At 72.8% G+C, this 15,855-nt stretch carries 13 protein-coding genes; 1 reads left to right on the plus strand and 12 read right to left on the minus strand.

From position 1 onward, the window contains the following. Positions 1-34: 34 nt before the first annotated feature. Both NIE79_RS17940 and NIE79_RS17945 read right to left on the minus strand, forming a co-directional pair. A complete protein-coding gene (locus tag NIE79_RS17940) occupies positions 35-2,503 on the minus strand; it encodes a transposase (RefSeq protein WP_238679777.1) in 2,469 nt (822 codons plus the stop codon). 39 nt (positions 2,504-2,542) lie between these two features. Next, positions 2,543-3,484, minus strand: coding sequence for a SatS C-terminal domain-containing protein (locus tag NIE79_RS17945; protein ID WP_238679662.1), 942 nt, complete (start codon positions 3,482-3,484; stop codon positions 2,543-2,545). A 160-nt stretch (positions 3,485-3,644) separates the two neighbouring features. Between NIE79_RS17945 and NIE79_RS17950 the strand changes: the two genes are divergently transcribed. Further along, positions 3,645-3,983 (plus strand): PadR family transcriptional regulator, encoded by a 339-nt coding sequence (locus NIE79_RS17950; protein ID WP_238679663.1) that lies wholly within the window; start codon positions 3,645-3,647, stop codon positions 3,981-3,983. A 21-nt stretch (positions 3,984-4,004) separates the two neighbouring features. On the opposite strand, the gene NIE79_RS17955 is transcribed toward NIE79_RS17950, so the two are convergent. The 10 genes from NIE79_RS17955 to deoC form a co-directional block, all read right to left on the minus strand. Then, on the minus strand, positions 4,005-4,679 hold the full coding sequence (locus NIE79_RS17955) for a permease prefix domain 1-containing protein (RefSeq protein ID WP_238679664.1): 675 nt from the start codon (positions 4,677-4,679) through the stop codon (positions 4,005-4,007). 69 nt (positions 4,680-4,748) lie between these two features. Further along, a complete protein-coding gene (gene cydC / locus NIE79_RS17960) occupies positions 4,749-6,536 on the minus strand; it encodes a thiol reductant ABC exporter subunit CydC (RefSeq protein ID WP_238679665.1) in 1,788 nt (595 codons plus the stop codon). Then, positions 6,533-8,209 (minus strand): thiol reductant ABC exporter subunit CydD, encoded by a 1,677-nt coding sequence (cydD, locus tag NIE79_RS17965; protein ID WP_238679666.1) that lies wholly within the window; start codon positions 8,207-8,209, stop codon positions 6,533-6,535. Before cydD ends, cydC begins: the two co-directional genes overlap by 4 nt. Further along, positions 8,206-9,213: a cytochrome d ubiquinol oxidase subunit II gene (locus NIE79_RS17970; protein ID WP_238679667.1), complete on the minus strand. Its 1,008-nt coding sequence runs from the start codon at positions 9,211-9,213 to the stop codon at positions 8,206-8,208. The genes cydD and NIE79_RS17970 overlap by 4 nt, the downstream gene beginning before the upstream one ends. A gap of 10 nt (positions 9,214-9,223) precedes the next feature. Next, positions 9,224-10,477 carry a cytochrome ubiquinol oxidase subunit I gene (locus tag NIE79_RS17975; protein ID WP_238679668.1) on the minus strand — a complete coding sequence of 418 codons (1,254 nt, stop codon included), beginning with the start codon at positions 10,475-10,477 and terminating at the stop codon, positions 9,224-9,226. 322 nt (positions 10,478-10,799) lie between these two features. Continuing rightward, positions 10,800-11,705, minus strand: coding sequence for a M56 family metallopeptidase (locus NIE79_RS17980; protein WP_238679669.1), 906 nt, complete (start codon positions 11,703-11,705; stop codon positions 10,800-10,802). Between the two features lie 10 nt (positions 11,706-11,715). Further along, entirely contained in the window at positions 11,716-12,189 is a 474-nt protein-coding gene (locus NIE79_RS17985; RefSeq protein WP_112601951.1) for a BlaI/MecI/CopY family transcriptional regulator, read from the minus strand. Between the two features lie 332 nt (positions 12,190-12,521). Next, complete coding sequence (locus NIE79_RS17990) at positions 12,522-13,346, minus strand: aldehyde dehydrogenase family protein (protein WP_238679670.1); 825 nt, start codon at positions 13,344-13,346, stop codon at positions 12,522-12,524. Next, complete coding sequence (locus NIE79_RS17995; protein WP_238679671.1) at positions 13,339-14,769, minus strand: aldehyde dehydrogenase family protein; 1,431 nt, start codon at positions 14,767-14,769, stop codon at positions 13,339-13,341. Before NIE79_RS17995 ends, NIE79_RS17990 begins: the two co-directional genes overlap by 8 nt. Positions 14,770-14,775: 6 nt before the next feature. Then, a complete protein-coding gene (gene deoC, locus NIE79_RS18000; RefSeq protein ID WP_238679672.1) occupies positions 14,776-15,735 on the minus strand; it encodes a deoxyribose-phosphate aldolase in 960 nt (319 codons plus the stop codon). Positions 15,736-15,855 lie beyond the last annotated feature (120 nt).

The following is a 15,855-nucleotide window of genomic DNA, read 5'->3' on the forward strand; positions in this document are numbered from 1 at the left end:
GCTGACTGAGGGCGCTCTCACATATGCGCAGGGATCAGGACTGATAACCCGCCGAGCGGTACTCGTACTCCCGGTCGTCGTCGCGGTCTCCGTGGTCACGGCTGAAGTCCCAGCCGCCGGCCGCCTCACGACCGGGCCGACCACCCACCGCGAAACCGCCGATCTCCTGGCCACGACGCCAGCCACGGAAGTAGCCTGTCGTGTTCTCCGCGAGGCTTGCCGCATCACGCACTATCCGCAATGGGCGCTCCTCGCGCAGCGGCGAACCGGGCACCAGGTTGGCCTGCGGCACGCGCTTCGGCAGCCCGGCGTTGGTCTCGGCGCCCACCGCCGGGCGGGCGGCCTGCTCCGCGGCCTGCCAACCGGTGTCGGCGGTGGTCGACCAGTCCAGGTCGGACTCCTCGGCCTGCCCGACGAACCAGGCCGACTTGGCCTGGGCGAAGATCAGCAGATCGCCATCGCCCTCGTCGGCGACCGGCGGCGGCCGGTGCTCCATTGGCGGTGGCCGGTGCTCCAGCGGCGGTGGCCGGTGCTCGACCGGGGGCGCCGGCCGGTGCTCGGTGGCACGCTCGGTGCGGGCGGCCGCCCGACCGTTGCGAGCGGCCTGCTCGCGGTCGACCAGGCGCAGCGGCGGCGTCTCCAGGTGCTGGTCCGCGGGAGGGTTGAGCCCTTCGCGCAGCGCCCTGTCGGCCAGCGGCGGCGGCTCCACCAGCCGCAGCATCGGCGGCTCCGGCGGCAGGTCGTCCGCCAACCACGGCGGGGTGACCCGACCGTCGGCCCGGCCCGGGTCGGTCGGGGCGTCGACACCGCGGCTGCCGCCGTACGAGTAGGCCACCGGGTTGTTCGGTGAGCTGTCGGACGGGTCCTCCGGGTTGTTGACCAGCGGCCAGTTGGCACGGGAGCCGGGCGGGGGTGCGGCCTCCTGCCCGGGTCGGGGGGTCGGCACCGGAATGCTGAGATCGGTGGCGCTGAACCCGCCGGTGGGTGGCTCGTCGACCGGGCGTTGCAGGTGGCTCGGCCGGGGCTCGCCGTTGGTCTTGGGCCGGGGCGGAATGACGGTCCGCTGACGTTCGGCCCGCGCGTTGTTGATCGCGGCAGTCGTCAGGGTCGGGCGGAAGGGCTCGCCGGCCTCGGCCGGCGGCACCATGCCGCGCTGTGCCGGCGCGATCGGGGTGATCCCGGGCGGCGGAGGCGGCGGCGAGGAGACGGGCCGGTTGGTCGGGCCGTCGATCCGGCTGGGGAGCGGTTCGCTGCGACTGGGCAGCGTGGAGGCCGGCGGACCAGCCATCGCCGCCGGCGTCATCGGCGCGGGTGCGACCGGTGGCGGCGTGACCGGCGCCGGGGCGACTGGCGGTGGCCCGAGCGGGCGGGGCGACGCCAACGGCGCGTTACCGGGGACCGGCTCGGGACGACTGCGCCGCCCGACAGCGGGTGCCGGGTCGGCGGCCGGCGGAGTGGGTCGGACAGACCGCAACCCGGCGTTGGTGCCGGCCAGGCCGGTCATCCCGGCACTGGTGCCGGCCAGGCCGGTCAACTCGCCGACGGACTCGCCACGGCGGGCCGCGGCCCGGCGGCCGGGTGCCTGGACAGGCGTGGTGACCCGTGAGCTGAGCGCGCTGACCAGCGCCTCACACCCGGCGTCGCAGGCCCGTACGGAGGCGACGGCCTGGCGGACAGTCTCGGCCACCGCGGACGTGAGCGCCCGGTTGACCGCAGCCCGTCGGGGTGTCTCGGAGATGGCGACCCGCAGGGCGGTGACCGCCTCGTTGATCTCCTCGGCGTCGGCGACCCCGTCCGCGGCGAGGTGCGCGGCGATGGCATCCGCCGCGACCGAAACCTCGCGACCCCGGGCGACGGTGCCCCCGAGCATGCCCGGCTCGGGCAGGGCGTCCAGCACGGCCAGAGAGACCGGCTCGGCCGGGTCCGGGTAGGCGCGCAGGGCCGCCGGGTAGAGCTCCCGCAGAACCTCGCGCAGCGCCACGGCGGCGGAGTGCCGCCCACTGGCCAGAGCGGCGTGTGCGGAGAGCACCTGCTTGTAGCCGGCGAGGTCCCGGGGTGCCGGCAGGGTGACGGCGGAGAGTGCCCCCGCCTGCAACGCGCGGGCGAGGCCGACCGCCCGTCGTTCGGCCGGAGGCGACTGCATCTCCTCAAGGGAGTCGTCGTCGGCGAACCGCTCGGCGAAGTCGTCCACCGAGTCGTCGTCGGCGATCGCCAGGGGCCGCCCCGCCGCGCTCAGCAGCGAGGTGACCGTGTGGTCGTCGCTGTCGGCGGCGATGGCCGCACCGCTCGGCCCGCCCGACCGCTCCACGAGCAGCGCGACGAGCTGGGCGTAGCCAGCGGCGTCATCGCTGATCTCGCAGACATGCAGCAGACGGCCTGCGTCGTCGACCACAGCGGACGTCAGCGTCGAACCGGCGGAGGCCGGTCGGTCAGCCGGATCCGCCGAGGCCAGACCGCAGTAAACGCGCACGAGCGCCACGGCGTCGTCCTCCTCCCGGGACAGGTCTTTCCTCTGCCAGCAACTGATGCTCCCCGGTACGGGTCAGTCGCGCCAGTCCACCACCGCAGAGATCTTGCCGACAATGGTGCGCCAACCCAAACTTGCGGTCTGCGCACCGATCTTCTTCAGCCGTCGCCGACCCATGAACGCGCCGATCCCACCGTTGGCGGTGGCACGCAGCGCCTCGTCCAGGTCGTCGAGGCTGGAGCCGGCGGAGAGCATGTCGAGTACCGCAGGCAGCCGCAATGCGTACGAGAGGTCACGTGCGGCCTCGCCCGCCTCGATCAGCAGGCTCGAATCCCACGTGTCGTGCCCGCCGCGCAGGTTCTCCACGACCAGGTCGAGCTCGTAGGTGTCCTCCTCGAGCGGAGCGATATCTGCCGGCTCCACCCGTTCGGACAATTCATTCCAGCTGTCCAGTTGGGACAGATCGTTTGGCGCACCGGATCGGATGAAACTGACAAGCGACTCGGGGGTCTTGAACAGCAGCAGCTTGCCGCGGTTGCTGAGGAAGACCGGCACCTCCTCGTCGTCCGCCTCGTCCGTGACGGCCTCGTCCGACTCGTCGTCGGTGTCGGCGCCGTCCCGGCGGCGCTTCGACTCGTCGTCGTCCTCGGCGAACTCCTGGGCCAGCTCCTCGTCGAGGATGACGACGGTCTCGTCGTCCTCCTCCTCCTCGATCGCCTGACGGCGGGCGAGGAACGGGTCGTCAAGGTCGCGCTCGGTCACGTCGGTCGGGGTCAGCGAGCTGGCCGGTCGGTACGCCCGGAGCGTGAAGCCGGTGCCGGCGGGCAGGGCGATCTCCACTGGGTCGATACGCAGCTCGTCCCAGAGTGAACGGTCGATCGACGCCGCCGGGCGGTCGGTCTCGGTCTCGTCTGGCTCGGCCGCGCCGGTGGTGTCGTCGAGCTCGGGCTCGTCGGCGTCGGGCCGTTGGGGCGACTGGCGGGCCACGCTGACCTCCGTGTGCTTCGGGTTGCCCACCCACCGGGGTCTCTGACCGGCGAGTGACTCTGGGCACATACCCTAGTCGGCGGCCCTGGGTGACCGATGCCCGCACCCCGGTGGCCGGTTGACGCACGGGTCCGACCTGCTGGTCGTCACCGCTGGCGAAGCGGCGGTTCGACAAGTAGCGTAGCTACGCATGAAGGCCCAGGCGCTGCACGGCCATCTCGACGCTCTGCTGCTCGCCGTGCTCGAACAGGGCGCGCTGCACGGCTACGCGATCATCGAGGCGTTGCGCGCCCGCAGTGACGGCAATCTGGATCTGCCCACCGGCACCATCTATCCCGCGCTCCGTCGCCTGGAACGCGCCGGTCATGTGGCGAGCACCTGGAGCACTGTCAGCGGCCGGGAACGGCGGACGTACCAGCTCACCGACTCCGGCAGGCGGGCGCTGGCCGGGGAGCGGGCCGGTTGGCGCGAGTTCCAACTGACCGTCGGCCGGTTCCTCGATCCCGGCAACCCGCCGACCCCGGCCTGACCCGCTCGGATCCGCCGCCGATCAGCGGGTGGTGGCCAGCAGCCAGCCGCGTGCCGCGCGGGTCAGCGAGAAGTATCCGCCGCCCACCAACACCGCCCCGATGATCATCGGGGGCCAGTGTGCCGCCGCGTCCCAGAGGTTCAGCGACCAGGTGAAGAGGGCGCTGCCGGCCACGATGCCGAGGATCAGGACGCCGGTCAGGCCGGTGCCCACCGCACGCTGGGCCAGAGCCAGGCCCGGCCGGGGCGCCCGCGCGCTCGCCCAGACCACCAGCAGACCGGCCACCGAGAGCAGCAACGCGCTCATCCAGATCCAGTCCACCGAGTTGGAGAGCAGCAGGTAGCCGGTCGGGGGACGTGGGCCCCCACTCCAGCTCGACCCCCGCCAGGTCAGGTCACCGGCGACCACCCCCACCCCGGCGATCGCCAGCATCCGCAGGGAGAGCCCCCGCAGGGCGCCCACCGCCAGCTCGGCCTGCCAGGACGGGAGCACCTGCGCCGGTGAGCCGAACTCCACCACCGCCCGGCGCTGCGCCTCGGTGGGTGGCACCCCGCTCTCGCGGTACGCCTCGACGGCGTCCAGCAACCCGTGCCGGGCCTCGGTCAGCAGGTCGGACTTGAGTCGCGCCGGCCCCTGCAACCGAGCGGCCAGCTCCCGCAGGTGCTCGTCGACCATCACGTCCTCACCGCGCCCCATGGCCACCACAGTGCCACGGAATCCCGCCGGTCGACGTCCGGGAGAACCCTGGTCCGCCCCCGAGTCGGGTCAGGGAGCGAGCGCCAGGTAACCCCGTTCGGCAGCGGCCTGGAGAAGCCACTGGTCCCGGTACCAGCCCGGGGCGGCGACCAACTCGGCGTGCCGGCCGCGCTGGATCACCCGGCCGCCGTCCAGGACCACGATCTCGTCCAGCTCGGCCAGCCCGCTGAGCCGGTGGCTGATCAGCAGCACCGAGTGCCCGGCGGGGGTGGCGGCGAGGGCGGACGCGAGCACCGCGTCCGCGGCGGACGGGTCAAGACCTTCGGTGGGTTCGTCGAGCACCAGCACCGGCGGCGCGGCGAGCAGGGCACGGGCGAGCGCCAGCCGCTGCCGCTGCCCGCCGGAGAGCTGCCCGCCCTCCTCGCCGACCAGCGTGTCCCAGCCCGCAGGCTGGGCGCGGACCCAGTCCAGCAGGCCGGCGGCGGCGGTGGCCGCGGTCAGCTCCTCCTCGCCAGCCGCGGCCCGCCCGAGCAGCAGGTTCTCCCGCACCGTGGCATGGAAGACGTACGCCTCGGCGAGCAGCCCGCCGACCGCGCGGGGCAGCGCCTCCTCGGCGTACGTCGAGAGGTCGTGACCGTCCAGTGTGACCCGGCCGGACGCGGGCCGGACGGTGCCGGTCAGCACGGCGGCCAGGGTGCTCTTGCCGGCGCCGCTCGGGCCGACGACAGCGATCCGACGTCCCGCCGGCAGGTTCAGGTTGACCCCGTCCAGGGCGGGCGCCGCACCGGCCCGGTACCGCACTGTCACGTCGACGAAGCGCAGCTCGTGCGGACCGCTCAGGTCCGTTGGACCGGTCGCGGCCGGCGCGGTCGGCGGGTCGGCGTCGAGCAGGTCGGCCACCCGGGTCAGGCCGGGCCGCAGCTGCGTCCACTGCCGGGCCGCCGCGACAAGCGCCAGCGTCACCTCCACGGCGGCCAGTGTGCCGACGGCCAGGACGCCCACCAGCACCCCCGGCACGTCGGCGGCGAGCGCGACCAGCACCACAGCCGCGGCGGTCACGCCGGCGGCCAGCACGCCGGCCGCGTCCACGGCGAACCCGGTGGCGGCCAGTCGACGTTCCAGCCGGGCCAGCCGGTGGGCGCGCTGCTCGGCGGCGCGCAGCGTGACGTCTGTCGCCCCGAACGCGGCCAGGTCGGCGGCGCCGTGGGTGAGGTCGATCGCGTCGGTGGCCAGCGCGCCCCGCAGGGGGGCCACCTCGGCCGCGCTGCGGCGGGTGACCGCTGTGGCCAAGGCGGGCAGCGCCACCCCGGCGACCAGCAGCCCGACGGCGAGCGCGCCGGCGGCCGGTGGCGAGATCAGCGCCGCCACGGCGACCGCCGACACACCGACCACTGCCGCCGCCGAAGCGGGCACGAGCACCCGCAGCAACAGGTCCTGGACGGCCTCCACGTCGGAGACCAGGCGACTCAGCACGTCCCCCGAGCGGTGCGTCGTGCCACGGCGGGCCGCCAGGGTGGCGAAGACCCGGGCCCGGACGTCGGTGATCATGCGGAGCACCGCGTCGTGCCCGGCGAGCCGTTCGGTGTAGCGGAACACGCCCCGGCTGATCGCCAGCGCCCGGACCGCGACGATCGCCACTGTGAGGCGGTCCAGCGGAGGCTGACCGGCGGCACTCATCAGCAGCCAGGTGGCGGTGGCCATCAGGGCGAGCCCGGCGAACTCGGTGGCTGCCGCCAGCAGCCCGGCTCCGACCAGGCGGCCCAGGTACGGCCGGGCCAGTCGCAGCACCACCCGCTCGGCGGCGGCCCGCCCGGCCGGGGCCGCGTCGGCCAACGCCGGCCCCTGGTCCCCGGTCATCGGGTGGCCTTCCCGGTCGGTTCGGGCGTCAACTCGGTGACCCGACCGTCCTCGATGCGCAGGATCCGGTCGGCGTCGGCCAGCAACGCCGGTCGGTGCGCGACCAGCAGCGCCGTCCGCCCGGCGACCAGGCGGCGGGTGGCGTCGAGCACCACCGCCTCCGCCGCCGTGTCGAGTCGGGCGGTGGGTTCGTCGAGCAACACCACCGGGGCGGCACGCAGGAACGCCCGGGCCAGTGCCACCCGCTGCCGCTGCCCGCTGGACAGCCCGTGACCGCGTTCGCCGAGCAGGGTGTCCAGCCCGTCGGGCAGGCCGGCCACCACGTCGTCCAGGGCGGCGTCGTGCACGGCGGCGGTGAGTGCGTCGGCCGGGGTGTCCGGCGCGCCGAGGCGGATGTTGTCGGCCAGCGAGGCGGCGAAGAGGTGCGCCCGCTGCGGCACCCAGGCGAGCTGACGACGCCAGGCGTCCGGGTCGGCGGTGGCGAGGTCGACCCCGTCCACTGTGATCCGGCCGGTGGTCGGCACCACGAAGCCCAACAGCAGGCCGAGCAGGGTGCTCTTGCCGGCGCCGCTGGGCCCGATGATGGCGATCCGCTCACCCGGCCGGATGGTCAGGTTCACGTCGCGCAGCGCTGTGGTCCGCTCGTACGCCACTGTCACCCCCTCGAACCGGATCTCGGCCCGCGCGTCCGGGACGGAGGCGCCCTCGGCGGCTCGGGGTGCTGTGGGCGCGGCGGAGACGGTCAACGCCTCGTCCAGCGCGGCCAGCCCTTCCATGCTGGCGTGGAAGCGGCTGCCGGCGGCTCGCAGCGGCAGGTACGCCTCCGGGGTCAACAGCAGCACCAGCAGCGCGGTCTGCAGGGCCAGCCCGCCGCCGAGCAGCCGGATGCCGACCGGCACCGCTACCAGCGCCACCGAGAGGGTGGCGACCAACTCGAGGACCAGCGCGGAGAGGAACGCGATCCGCAGCGTCTTCATGGTGGCCACGCGGTGACCGTCGGCCATCCGGCGCACCACGTCGGTCTGCGCCCGGGCCCGCCCGAACGCGCGCAGCGTGGGCAGCCCGGCGACCATGTCCAGGAAGTGCCCGCCGAGCAGTGCGAGCCGCCGCCACTGCCGTTCGGTGGCGGCCTGCGCCTGCCAGCCGAGCAGCGCTCCGAAGACCGGGATCAGCGGCAGGGTCAGCGCGATGATCACCGCCGAACTCCAGTCGGCGAAGACGACGCGCGCCAGCACCGCCAGGGGCACCGTCACGCTGAGCACCAGTTGTGGCAGGTAACCGGTGAAGTACGCGTCCAGCGCGTCCAACCCACGCCCGGCCAGGGTGGCGATCTCACCAGCCCGCTGCCCGGCCACCCAGCCGGGCCCGTGCCGGCCCACAGCGCCGAGCAGGTCGGCCCGCAGCGTGGCCTTGACAGTGGCGGCGACCCGCGCCGAGACCGTGCCCTGCGCCCAGACCAGTGCTGAGCGGGCGGCGACCGCGACCACGAAGCCGGCCAGCGCCGGTCGATCCAGCCGGCCGTCGATCGCTGTGGCCAGCAGCGACGCGAGCGCGGTGGCCTGCGCCACGATCAACCCGGCGGCCAGCACCCCCAGGAGCGCGAGCACGGCAAGATCGCCCCGGGCCGCAGGGACCCGGCGCAGCAGACGCGGGTCGAACGGACGGCGGCTCACCAGTACACCGGTGCCCTACCGTCGGTCCGTCCTCGGAAAACCCACCAGCACATCGCCTGGAAGCCTAGTAGGGCCGGAAGTAGCGGCAGCGCCACCCAGCCCAGCAGCCGCAGTGTCGGCGCGCTGGCGGCGGCGTCGGCCACCAGCAGCGAGGCGCCCGGGTCGGTCGTGGACACCAGAACGTAGGGCCAGAGAGCCGCTCCGACCAGCACCACCGGCAGCGCCAGGGCCGCGCCGGTGGCGACCAGAGCCCACCCTGGCCGCCGCCGGGTCAGCGCCGCGCCGGCCGCCAGCAGCGCCGTCACGAGCAGCACCGGCAGGAGTACGGCCACCGCCGGCCGCTGCACGGCGTCGCGTACCCGGGCGGAAAGCAGGCCCACGACGGTGGCCAGGGCGACAGCGGTGAGCGCCACCGGGACCAGCCGGCGGGCCGTGCGGCCGACCGTGGCGGCGGCCTCGGCCGGCAGCCGCAGGGTGAGGAAGGTCGCCCCGTGCACAGCGACCAGTGTGACCATGGCCAGCCCGGCAGCGGCCGCGAACGGGGTGGCCAGGTGCGTCACCCCGGCGACGTGCCCGTCGGCCTCAAGGGGTACGCCCTGCAGCAGCGCGGCGAGCAGCGCACCCCAGCCCAGCGCGGCGAGGGCGCTGCCGATCACCACGACGCGGTCCCAGCGGGCGCGGATCCGCTCGTGGCTGGGTCGGCTGCGCAGCTGCACCCCGACGGTGACCAGGATGACGCCGACCAGGGCGCCGACGACGACCGGATAGCAGCCGGCGAGCAACTCGCCCTCCAGGAGGGGGAACGCGCCGAAGAGGATGCCCATGGCGGCCACCAGCCAGACCTCGTTGCCGAGGAAGAACGGGCCGAGCGCGGTGAGCGCCTCCCGGCGCCCGGCCGGGCCGCCGCCGCGGGCGAGCAGCAGCCCGACGCCGTAGTCGTAGCCGGCGAGCACCAGATAGCTGGCGAAGAAGAGGCCGAGCAGGGCGTACCAGGCGAGGTCCACTGTCTTCTCCTCAGATGAGGGCGGGTTCGGGGTGGGCCGGCTCGCTGGGCGGTGCCGGTGGTCGGCCGAGCGCCGGGTCGGCCGCGCCGCGCCTGGCGTGCCGGGCGAGCAGCACCCAGTTGGTGACGGCGAGGGTGCCCAGCAGCAGGCTGAACCCGATCAGTGAGGCGAGCATCAGCGGTGCGCTGACCGGGGAGACGGCCTGCTCGGTGGGGAGCAGCCCGTACGCCACCCAGGGCTGACGGCCGACCTCCCGGGAGATCCAGCCGAGGATCACCGCGATGAACGGCAGCGGCAGCGCGAGCAGGATCAGCCAGAGCGGGAAGCGCAGTCGGATGATCCAGTCCCGGAAGAGCAGGGGCAGCAGGAGCCAGACGCAGCCGAGGGTGAAGCCGATCAGGATCATGAACCCCAACCCGACGCTGGCCAGCACCGGCGGGGTGTAGTCGCCGGGGCCGAACCGGGTGGTCCACTCGGCGATCAGCGCCTGGCTCTCCAGGCTGTCGCCGCCGAACTTGGTCGGCTGCACCGAGCCCACCGGGCCGAACTGGGCGAAACCGAAGCCCTGCACCATCGTGATGGCCAGTGCCGCGGTGACCAGGCCGATCCGCAGCGAGGTGCGGAAGAGCGCGAAGTCCGCGGTACGCCGGATCAGGTGCCCGGCGCTGACCGCCGCCATCAGCATCCCGCCGACCAGCAGCGCCGCCGAGACCACGTGCCCGAAGGCCATGCCGAGGCTGGGGTTGGTGAGCAGCGCACCGAAGTCGGTGAGATGGGCGATCCCGTCGCGGACCTCGTAGCCGACCGGGTTCTGCAGCCAGGAGTTGGCCACCATGATCCAGAACGCCGAGGCGTACGCCGTGATCGCCACGCCCCAGAGCAACGCGAGGTGGACGCCCTTGCCGAGCCGGTGCCAGCCGAAGATCCACATCCCGAGGAACGTGGACTCCAGGAAGAACGCCACAAGCGTCTCGATGGCCAGGGGCGCCCCGAAGACGTTGCCGACGTAGCGCGACAGGCCACTCCAGTTCAGCCCGAACTGGAACTCCATCACGATGCCGGTGGCGATGCCGAGCACGTAGTTGATCACGTAGAGCTGGCCCCAGTAGCGGGTCAGCCGCTCCCACTTCGGGTTGCCGGTGAGCACCCAGGCGGTCTGCATGCCCACCAGCAGGGTGACCAGCCCGAGCGTGACGACGACGAACAGGAAGTGGATCGACGTGGTGGTGGCGAACTGCAGGCGGGCGAGGAGCAGGGTGTCCATGACCAGCCCTCCATAGCGTTGGCTGCCTTGTCGTAGCCACCCTACACGTAGCTAGCCTACATAAAAACTCTACTACGCCTTGTCGTAGACAATATTACGACGATGCGTAGTAGCTGCGTTTGCTGGTGGTGCGGCGAGGCAACGCCGGGCGAGGGGGCGGCCTATGCCGCTTCGCCGCCTTTGCTCTGCTTCAACCCACGCAACGGTTCTGCCGCGAAGGTGGTGCGTGGGTTGAAGCAGAGCAAAGGGGGACTCGAACACCTGGCCGTCCGGCCGGCGACACGCCGTCACCCGGGCAGTGGCGTGGGGCGGGGTTGGCGCGTCAGCTCAGGAAGAGGGTGACCGGGAGAGCGACCAGGGTGGCGGCGACCGCGAGGGCGGTGGCGCCCAGCACCCGGGGCGGCCGGTCGCTGACCAGCAGGCGCTGCACCCGTACGTCAAGATCCCGATCACCCATGCCGAGCGCGCCGGCCGGTGTGATCCGGTGCCCGGCGGCGGCGAACCGGCGTAGCGCCCCCGCCAGCGGGGCCTCGGCGTGCAGCTCGCGGGCCTTGTCGTCGGCGCGCATCTCGACCAGCAGGGCGACCCGCTCGTGCGCGTCGCGCACCCAGCCGAACCACGGCAGCGCCCGGCACAGCGCGGTGAACGGCAGCAGCACCAGATCGTGCCGCTCGTGGGCGTGCGCACGCTCGTGACTGAGAACCGCGGCCAGCTCGGCCCGGTCCAACAGGCTCAGGGTGCCGGCGCTGACCACCACCTGCGGCTTCACGCCCGGCAGGCAGTACGCGGCGGCGCTCGGATGATCCAACACCAGCGCGCCCGGCGCCGCCGGGTCGTTCCGGGCGACCAGGGAGAGCAGGTCCCGGTGGCGACGCTGGGCGCGTACGGTGCCGTGGATGCTGCGCACTGTCGTCGTGACCAGCACCGCCCCGATGCCGAAGCCCACGCCGACGCCGGCCAGGTGGAACGTGCCCACCCCGATCGGCAGGGCGCCGTGGGCGAGGTCGTTGGCCAGGGCGAGCAGTGCGCTACCTGTCGGCCGCTCGTACGCGCTCAGCCCGAGCGCCATCGGCAGGCCCATCGCGGAGAGGCCCAACGCCAGCCCGACGGCCTGCCAGCAGACGATCGCCACCCGAGGGCTGCGCCACGTCCAGGTGGAACGGGCCAACACCTGGGCGGTCAGATAGCAGGCCAGCATCGTGGCGGCGAAGTGCACGGCGTAGGCCATGGTGTGCGCCCTACCGCTCCGCTGCTTCGCCGGCGGGTCGTCGGCCCGCCGGGCCGTCCACCCGATCGGTCAGGGTGTCGGCCCCGCCCGCGTCGCCGCCGGTGGAGCCCGGCCCGGTCAGCCCGGCCTCGCTGCCCAGGGCTGCTCGCAGCACCTCGGCCTCGGTGCCGGTCACCGAGCGGGCGAACCGCACCAGCGCGGCGTCCCGGCTGCCGCCCAGGTCGAGGGCGTCGAGCATGAGTTGAGCGATGTGCGCCTCGCGGCTGGCCGCCGGACGGTACCGCCAGGCGCGACCCTCCCGCTCCCGCTGCACCATGCCCTTGCCGGCGAGCCGGTCCAGCACTGTCATCACAGTGGTGTACGCCAGTTCGCGGCCATCGAGCGCGTCGGCCACCTCGCGCACGGTCACCCCGTCCGACGTGCCGGGAACCACGTCCCACAGCACGTCCATCACCGCACGCTCAAGATCGCCCAACCGAGTCACGAACCAATCCTACCCCCGGTAGTAGACCCCCCACCCACCCCACCGGGCCGTCCCACCCCCACCCACCCAACCCAGCGATGATCATGAGGTTGACCGGCTTGACGGAGATCAAACACTCCGCCGACCCCATGATCACCAGTCAGGATGGCCGGTGCCGGCGGCCGACGCCCCGCTAACCGGAAACTCAACCCAAGGCAGAACCGGTGAGCTGACCCACCCGACGAACCCGGCCCACGTCAGGTTTTCCGGGGGAGCCCGCCCACGCAGGGATCAAGCCTGACCGCCCGGAGTGGGCGGGCTCCCCCGGAAAACCCAAAGGCCGAGAAGAACGATTACACCCCCTTGGGGTGCCACACCGTCTTCGTCTCCAACAGCGCCGTCATCCGATCCAGGCCCGGGTCGACCGACCAGTCGTGGTCGGCCGGGGCCGGTCGGAGCACCCGCTTGAGGTTCTCCGCCGCCTTGACCTCCAGGTCGGTGGCGAGCGCGGCGTCGGTGACCCCGGTCAGGTCGATCGCGTTGACGTCCATGTGCGCGGCCAACGTCGGCGCGGTTTCGGTGATCGCGCCGGTGAGGATGTTGACCACACCGCCGGGCAGGTCGGAGGTGGCCAGCACCTCGGCCAACGTCACCGCTGCCAGCGGCTCGCTCGGCGAGGCCGCCACCACCACTGTGTTGCCGGTGACGATCGCCGGGGCGATCACGCTGACCAGACCGAGCAGCGCCGGGCGTTCCGGCGCTACCACAGCGACCACGCCGGTCGGCTCGGGCGCTGAGATGTTGAAGTACGGGCCGGCTACCGGGTTGGCGCCGCCGTACACCTGGGCGAGCTTGTCGGCCCAGCCGGCGTACCAGACCCAGCGGTCGACAGCGGCGTCCACCTCGTCGCCGGGGATGCCCAGGGCGACGAACTGTTCGCGGCGGCCCTCCAGCATCTCGGCGGCCCGGTAGAGGATCTGACCCCGGTTGTACGCGGTAGCGCCGGCCCAGCCCTTGACGGCGGCGCGGGCGGCGACCACCGCGTCCCGGGCGTCCTTGCGGGAGGCCAGTGACACATTCGAGGACTGCACGAGATACGACCGTCCCGACTCGCTGCGCGGGAACTTCCCGCCGATGAAGAGCTTGTACGTCTTGCGTACCGCCACCCGCTCAGACATTGAGGTAGCCCTCCAGCCCGTGCCGGCCGCCCTCGCGACCGTAGCCCGACTCCTTGTACCCACCGAACGGCGAGGTGGGGTCGAACTTGTTGAAGGTGTTGGCCCAGACGACGCCGGCGCGCAGCCGGTCGGCCATCCACAGGATCCGGGAGCCCTTGTCGGTCCAGATCCCGGCCGACAACCCGTACGGCGTGTTGTTGGCCTTCTCCACGGCCTCGGCCGGGGTGCGGAAGGTGAGCACCGACAGCACCGGGCCGAAGATCTCCTCGCGGGCGATCCGGTGTGCCTGGGTGACGCCGGTGAAGATGGTCGGCGCGAACCAGAAGCCCCGGTCGGGCAGGTCGCACGGCGGTGACCAGCGCTCGGCGCCCTCGGCCGAGCCGGCGTCGGACAGTTCGCGGATCCGCTCCAGTTGGGCGGCCGAGTTGATCGCGCCGACGTCGGTGTTCTTGTCCAGCGGGTCGCCGACCCGGAGCTGAGCCATCCGTCGCTTCAGCGACTCCAGCACCCGGTCGGCCACGTTCTCCTGGACCAGCAGTCGGGAGCCGGCGCAGCAGACGTGCCCCTGGTTGAAGAAGATGCCGTTGACGATGCCCTCGACGGCCTGGTCGATGGGTGCGTCGTCGAAGACGATGTTGGCGGCCTTGCCGCCCAGCTCCAGGGTGAGCTTCTTGCGGGTGCCGGCGATCGACCGGGCGATGGCCCGGCCGACGTCGGTGGAGCCGGTGAAGGCGACCTTGTCCACGCCCTGGTGCTCGACCAGCGCGCGGCCGGTGTCGCCAGCGCCGGTGAGGATGTTGACCACACCGGCCGGCAGTTCGGCCTGCTGGCAGATCTCGGCGAAGAGCAGCGCGGTCAGCGGGGTGGTCTCGGCCGGCTTCAGCACCACCGTGTTGCCCGCGGCGAGCGCCGGGGCGATCTTCCAGGCCAGCATGAGCAGCGGGAAGTTCCACGGGATGACCTGCGCGGCCACGCCGATGGGTCGCGGGTTCGCGCCGAAGCCGGAGTGTTCCAGCTTGTCGGCCCAGCCCGCGTAGTAGAAGAAGTGCGCGGCGACCAGCGGCAGGTCGACGTCGCGGGACTCGCGGATCGGCTTGCCGTTGTCCAGTGATTCCAGGACGGCCAGCTCGCGGGAGCGCTCCTGGATGAGCCGGGCGATCCGGTACAGGTACTTCGCCCGGTCCCGGCCCGACATCGGGCCCCAGACCTTGTCGTACGCCTTCCGGGCGGCGCGCACCGCGCGTTCCACGTCCTGGGGGCCGGCCTCGGCGACCTCGGCCAGCACCTCCTCGGAGGCGGGGTTGATCGACTTGAAGCTGTCACCGTCGGTCGGGTCGACGAACGTGCCGTCGATGAACAGCCCGTACGAGGGTTTGAGGTCCACCACCGAGCGGGACTCGGGGGCGGGGGCGTATTCGAACATCGGCTATCAGTCCAGGGTGAAGTAGTCGGGACCGGAGTAGGTGCCGGTCGTCAGCTTGGTGCGCTGCATCAGCAGGTCGTTGAGCAGGCTGGACGCGCCGAAGCGGAACCAGTCCGGGTCGAGCCAGTCCGGGCCGACGGTCTCGTTGACCATCACCAGGTACTTGATCGCGTCCTTGGTGGTCTTGATGCCACCGGCGGGCTTCACGCCCACCTGCCGCCCGGTCGCCTCACGGAAGTCGCGGACCGCTTCCAGCATCACCAGGCTCACCGGCATCGTCGCCGCGATCGGGACCTTGCCGGTGGAGGTCTTGATGAAGTCGCCGCCGGCCAGCATGGCCAGCCAGGAGGCTCGCCGGACGTTGTCGTAGGTGGCCAGCTCGCCGGTCTCCAGGATCACCTTGAGGTGGGCATCCCCGGAGGCTTCCTTGGTGGCCACGATCTCGTCGTAGACCTCCTTGTACCGCCCGGACAGGAACGCACCCCGGTTGATCACCATGTCGATCTCGTCGGCGCCGGCCGCGACGGCGGCCCGGGTGTCGGCCAGCTTGATCTCCAGCGGCGCCTGACCCGACGGGAACGCGGTCGCCACGCTGGCCAGGTGCACGCCCGATCCGCGCAACACCTCGGCCACGTACGGAACCATCGCCGGGTAGACGCAGACCGCGCCGACGTGCGGGCAGGACGGGTCGGCCGGGTCCGGACGAATGGCCTTCGCGGCGAGCGCGCGCACCTTGCCCGGGGTGTCGGCCCCTTCCAGGGTGGTCAGGTCGACCATCCGGATCGCCAGGTCGATCGCCTGGGCCTTGGCGGTGGTCTTGATGGAGCGGGTGCCGAGCTGTGCCGCCCGCTGCTCCGCGCCGACCTGGTCCACGCCGGGCAGGCCGTGCAGGAAGGTCCGCAGAGCGGTCTCGGATCGTCCCAGCTCGGAGAGCTCCGACCGGGCCGACGTCGTTGTCGCCGTCATGCCGAGAAGTCTACGCACCGCACCGCCGAGTGATCTTGCTCACGAGCGCTCGGTGACCTGCCGACGTGAGCGGCGTCCCTGGTCCGACCGCACCCGCACCGCCGCGCGGTACGGACCGGT

Origin of the sequence: Micromonospora trifolii (genome assembly GCF_022229005.1) — a bacterium.
Taxonomy (GTDB): Bacteria; Actinomycetota; Actinomycetes; order Mycobacteriales; family Micromonosporaceae; genus Micromonospora; species Micromonospora trifolii.

Bases quoted from the DNA above. Each gene is read 5' to 3' on its own strand.
- NIE79_RS17980 (WP_238679669.1), bottom strand. From the start codon at position 11,705: ATGGCCTACGCCGTGCACTTCGCCGCCACGATGCTGGCCTGCTATCTG.
- NIE79_RS17955 (WP_238679664.1), bottom strand. From the start codon at position 4,679: ATGGGGCGCGGTGAGGACGTGATGGTCGACGAGCACCTGCGGGAGCTG.
- NIE79_RS17995 (WP_238679671.1), bottom strand. From the start codon at position 14,769: ATGTTCGAATACGCCCCCGCCCCCGAGTCCCGCTCGGTGGTGGACCTC.
- NIE79_RS17950 (WP_238679663.1), top strand. From the start codon at position 3,645: ATGAAGGCCCAGGCGCTGCACGGCCATCTCGACGCTCTGCTGCTCGCC.
- NIE79_RS17975 (WP_238679668.1), bottom strand. From the start codon at position 10,477: ATGGACACCCTGCTCCTCGCCCGCCTGCAGTTCGCCACCACCACGTCG.
- deoC (WP_238679672.1), bottom strand. From the start codon at position 15,735: ATGACGGCGACAACGACGTCGGCCCGGTCGGAGCTCTCCGAGCTGGGA.
- NIE79_RS17990 (WP_238679670.1), bottom strand. From the start codon at position 13,346: ATGTCTGAGCGGGTGGCGGTACGCAAGACGTACAAGCTCTTCATCGGC.
- cydC (WP_238679665.1), bottom strand. From the start codon at position 6,536: ATGACCGGGGACCAGGGGCCGGCGTTGGCCGACGCGGCCCCGGCCGGG.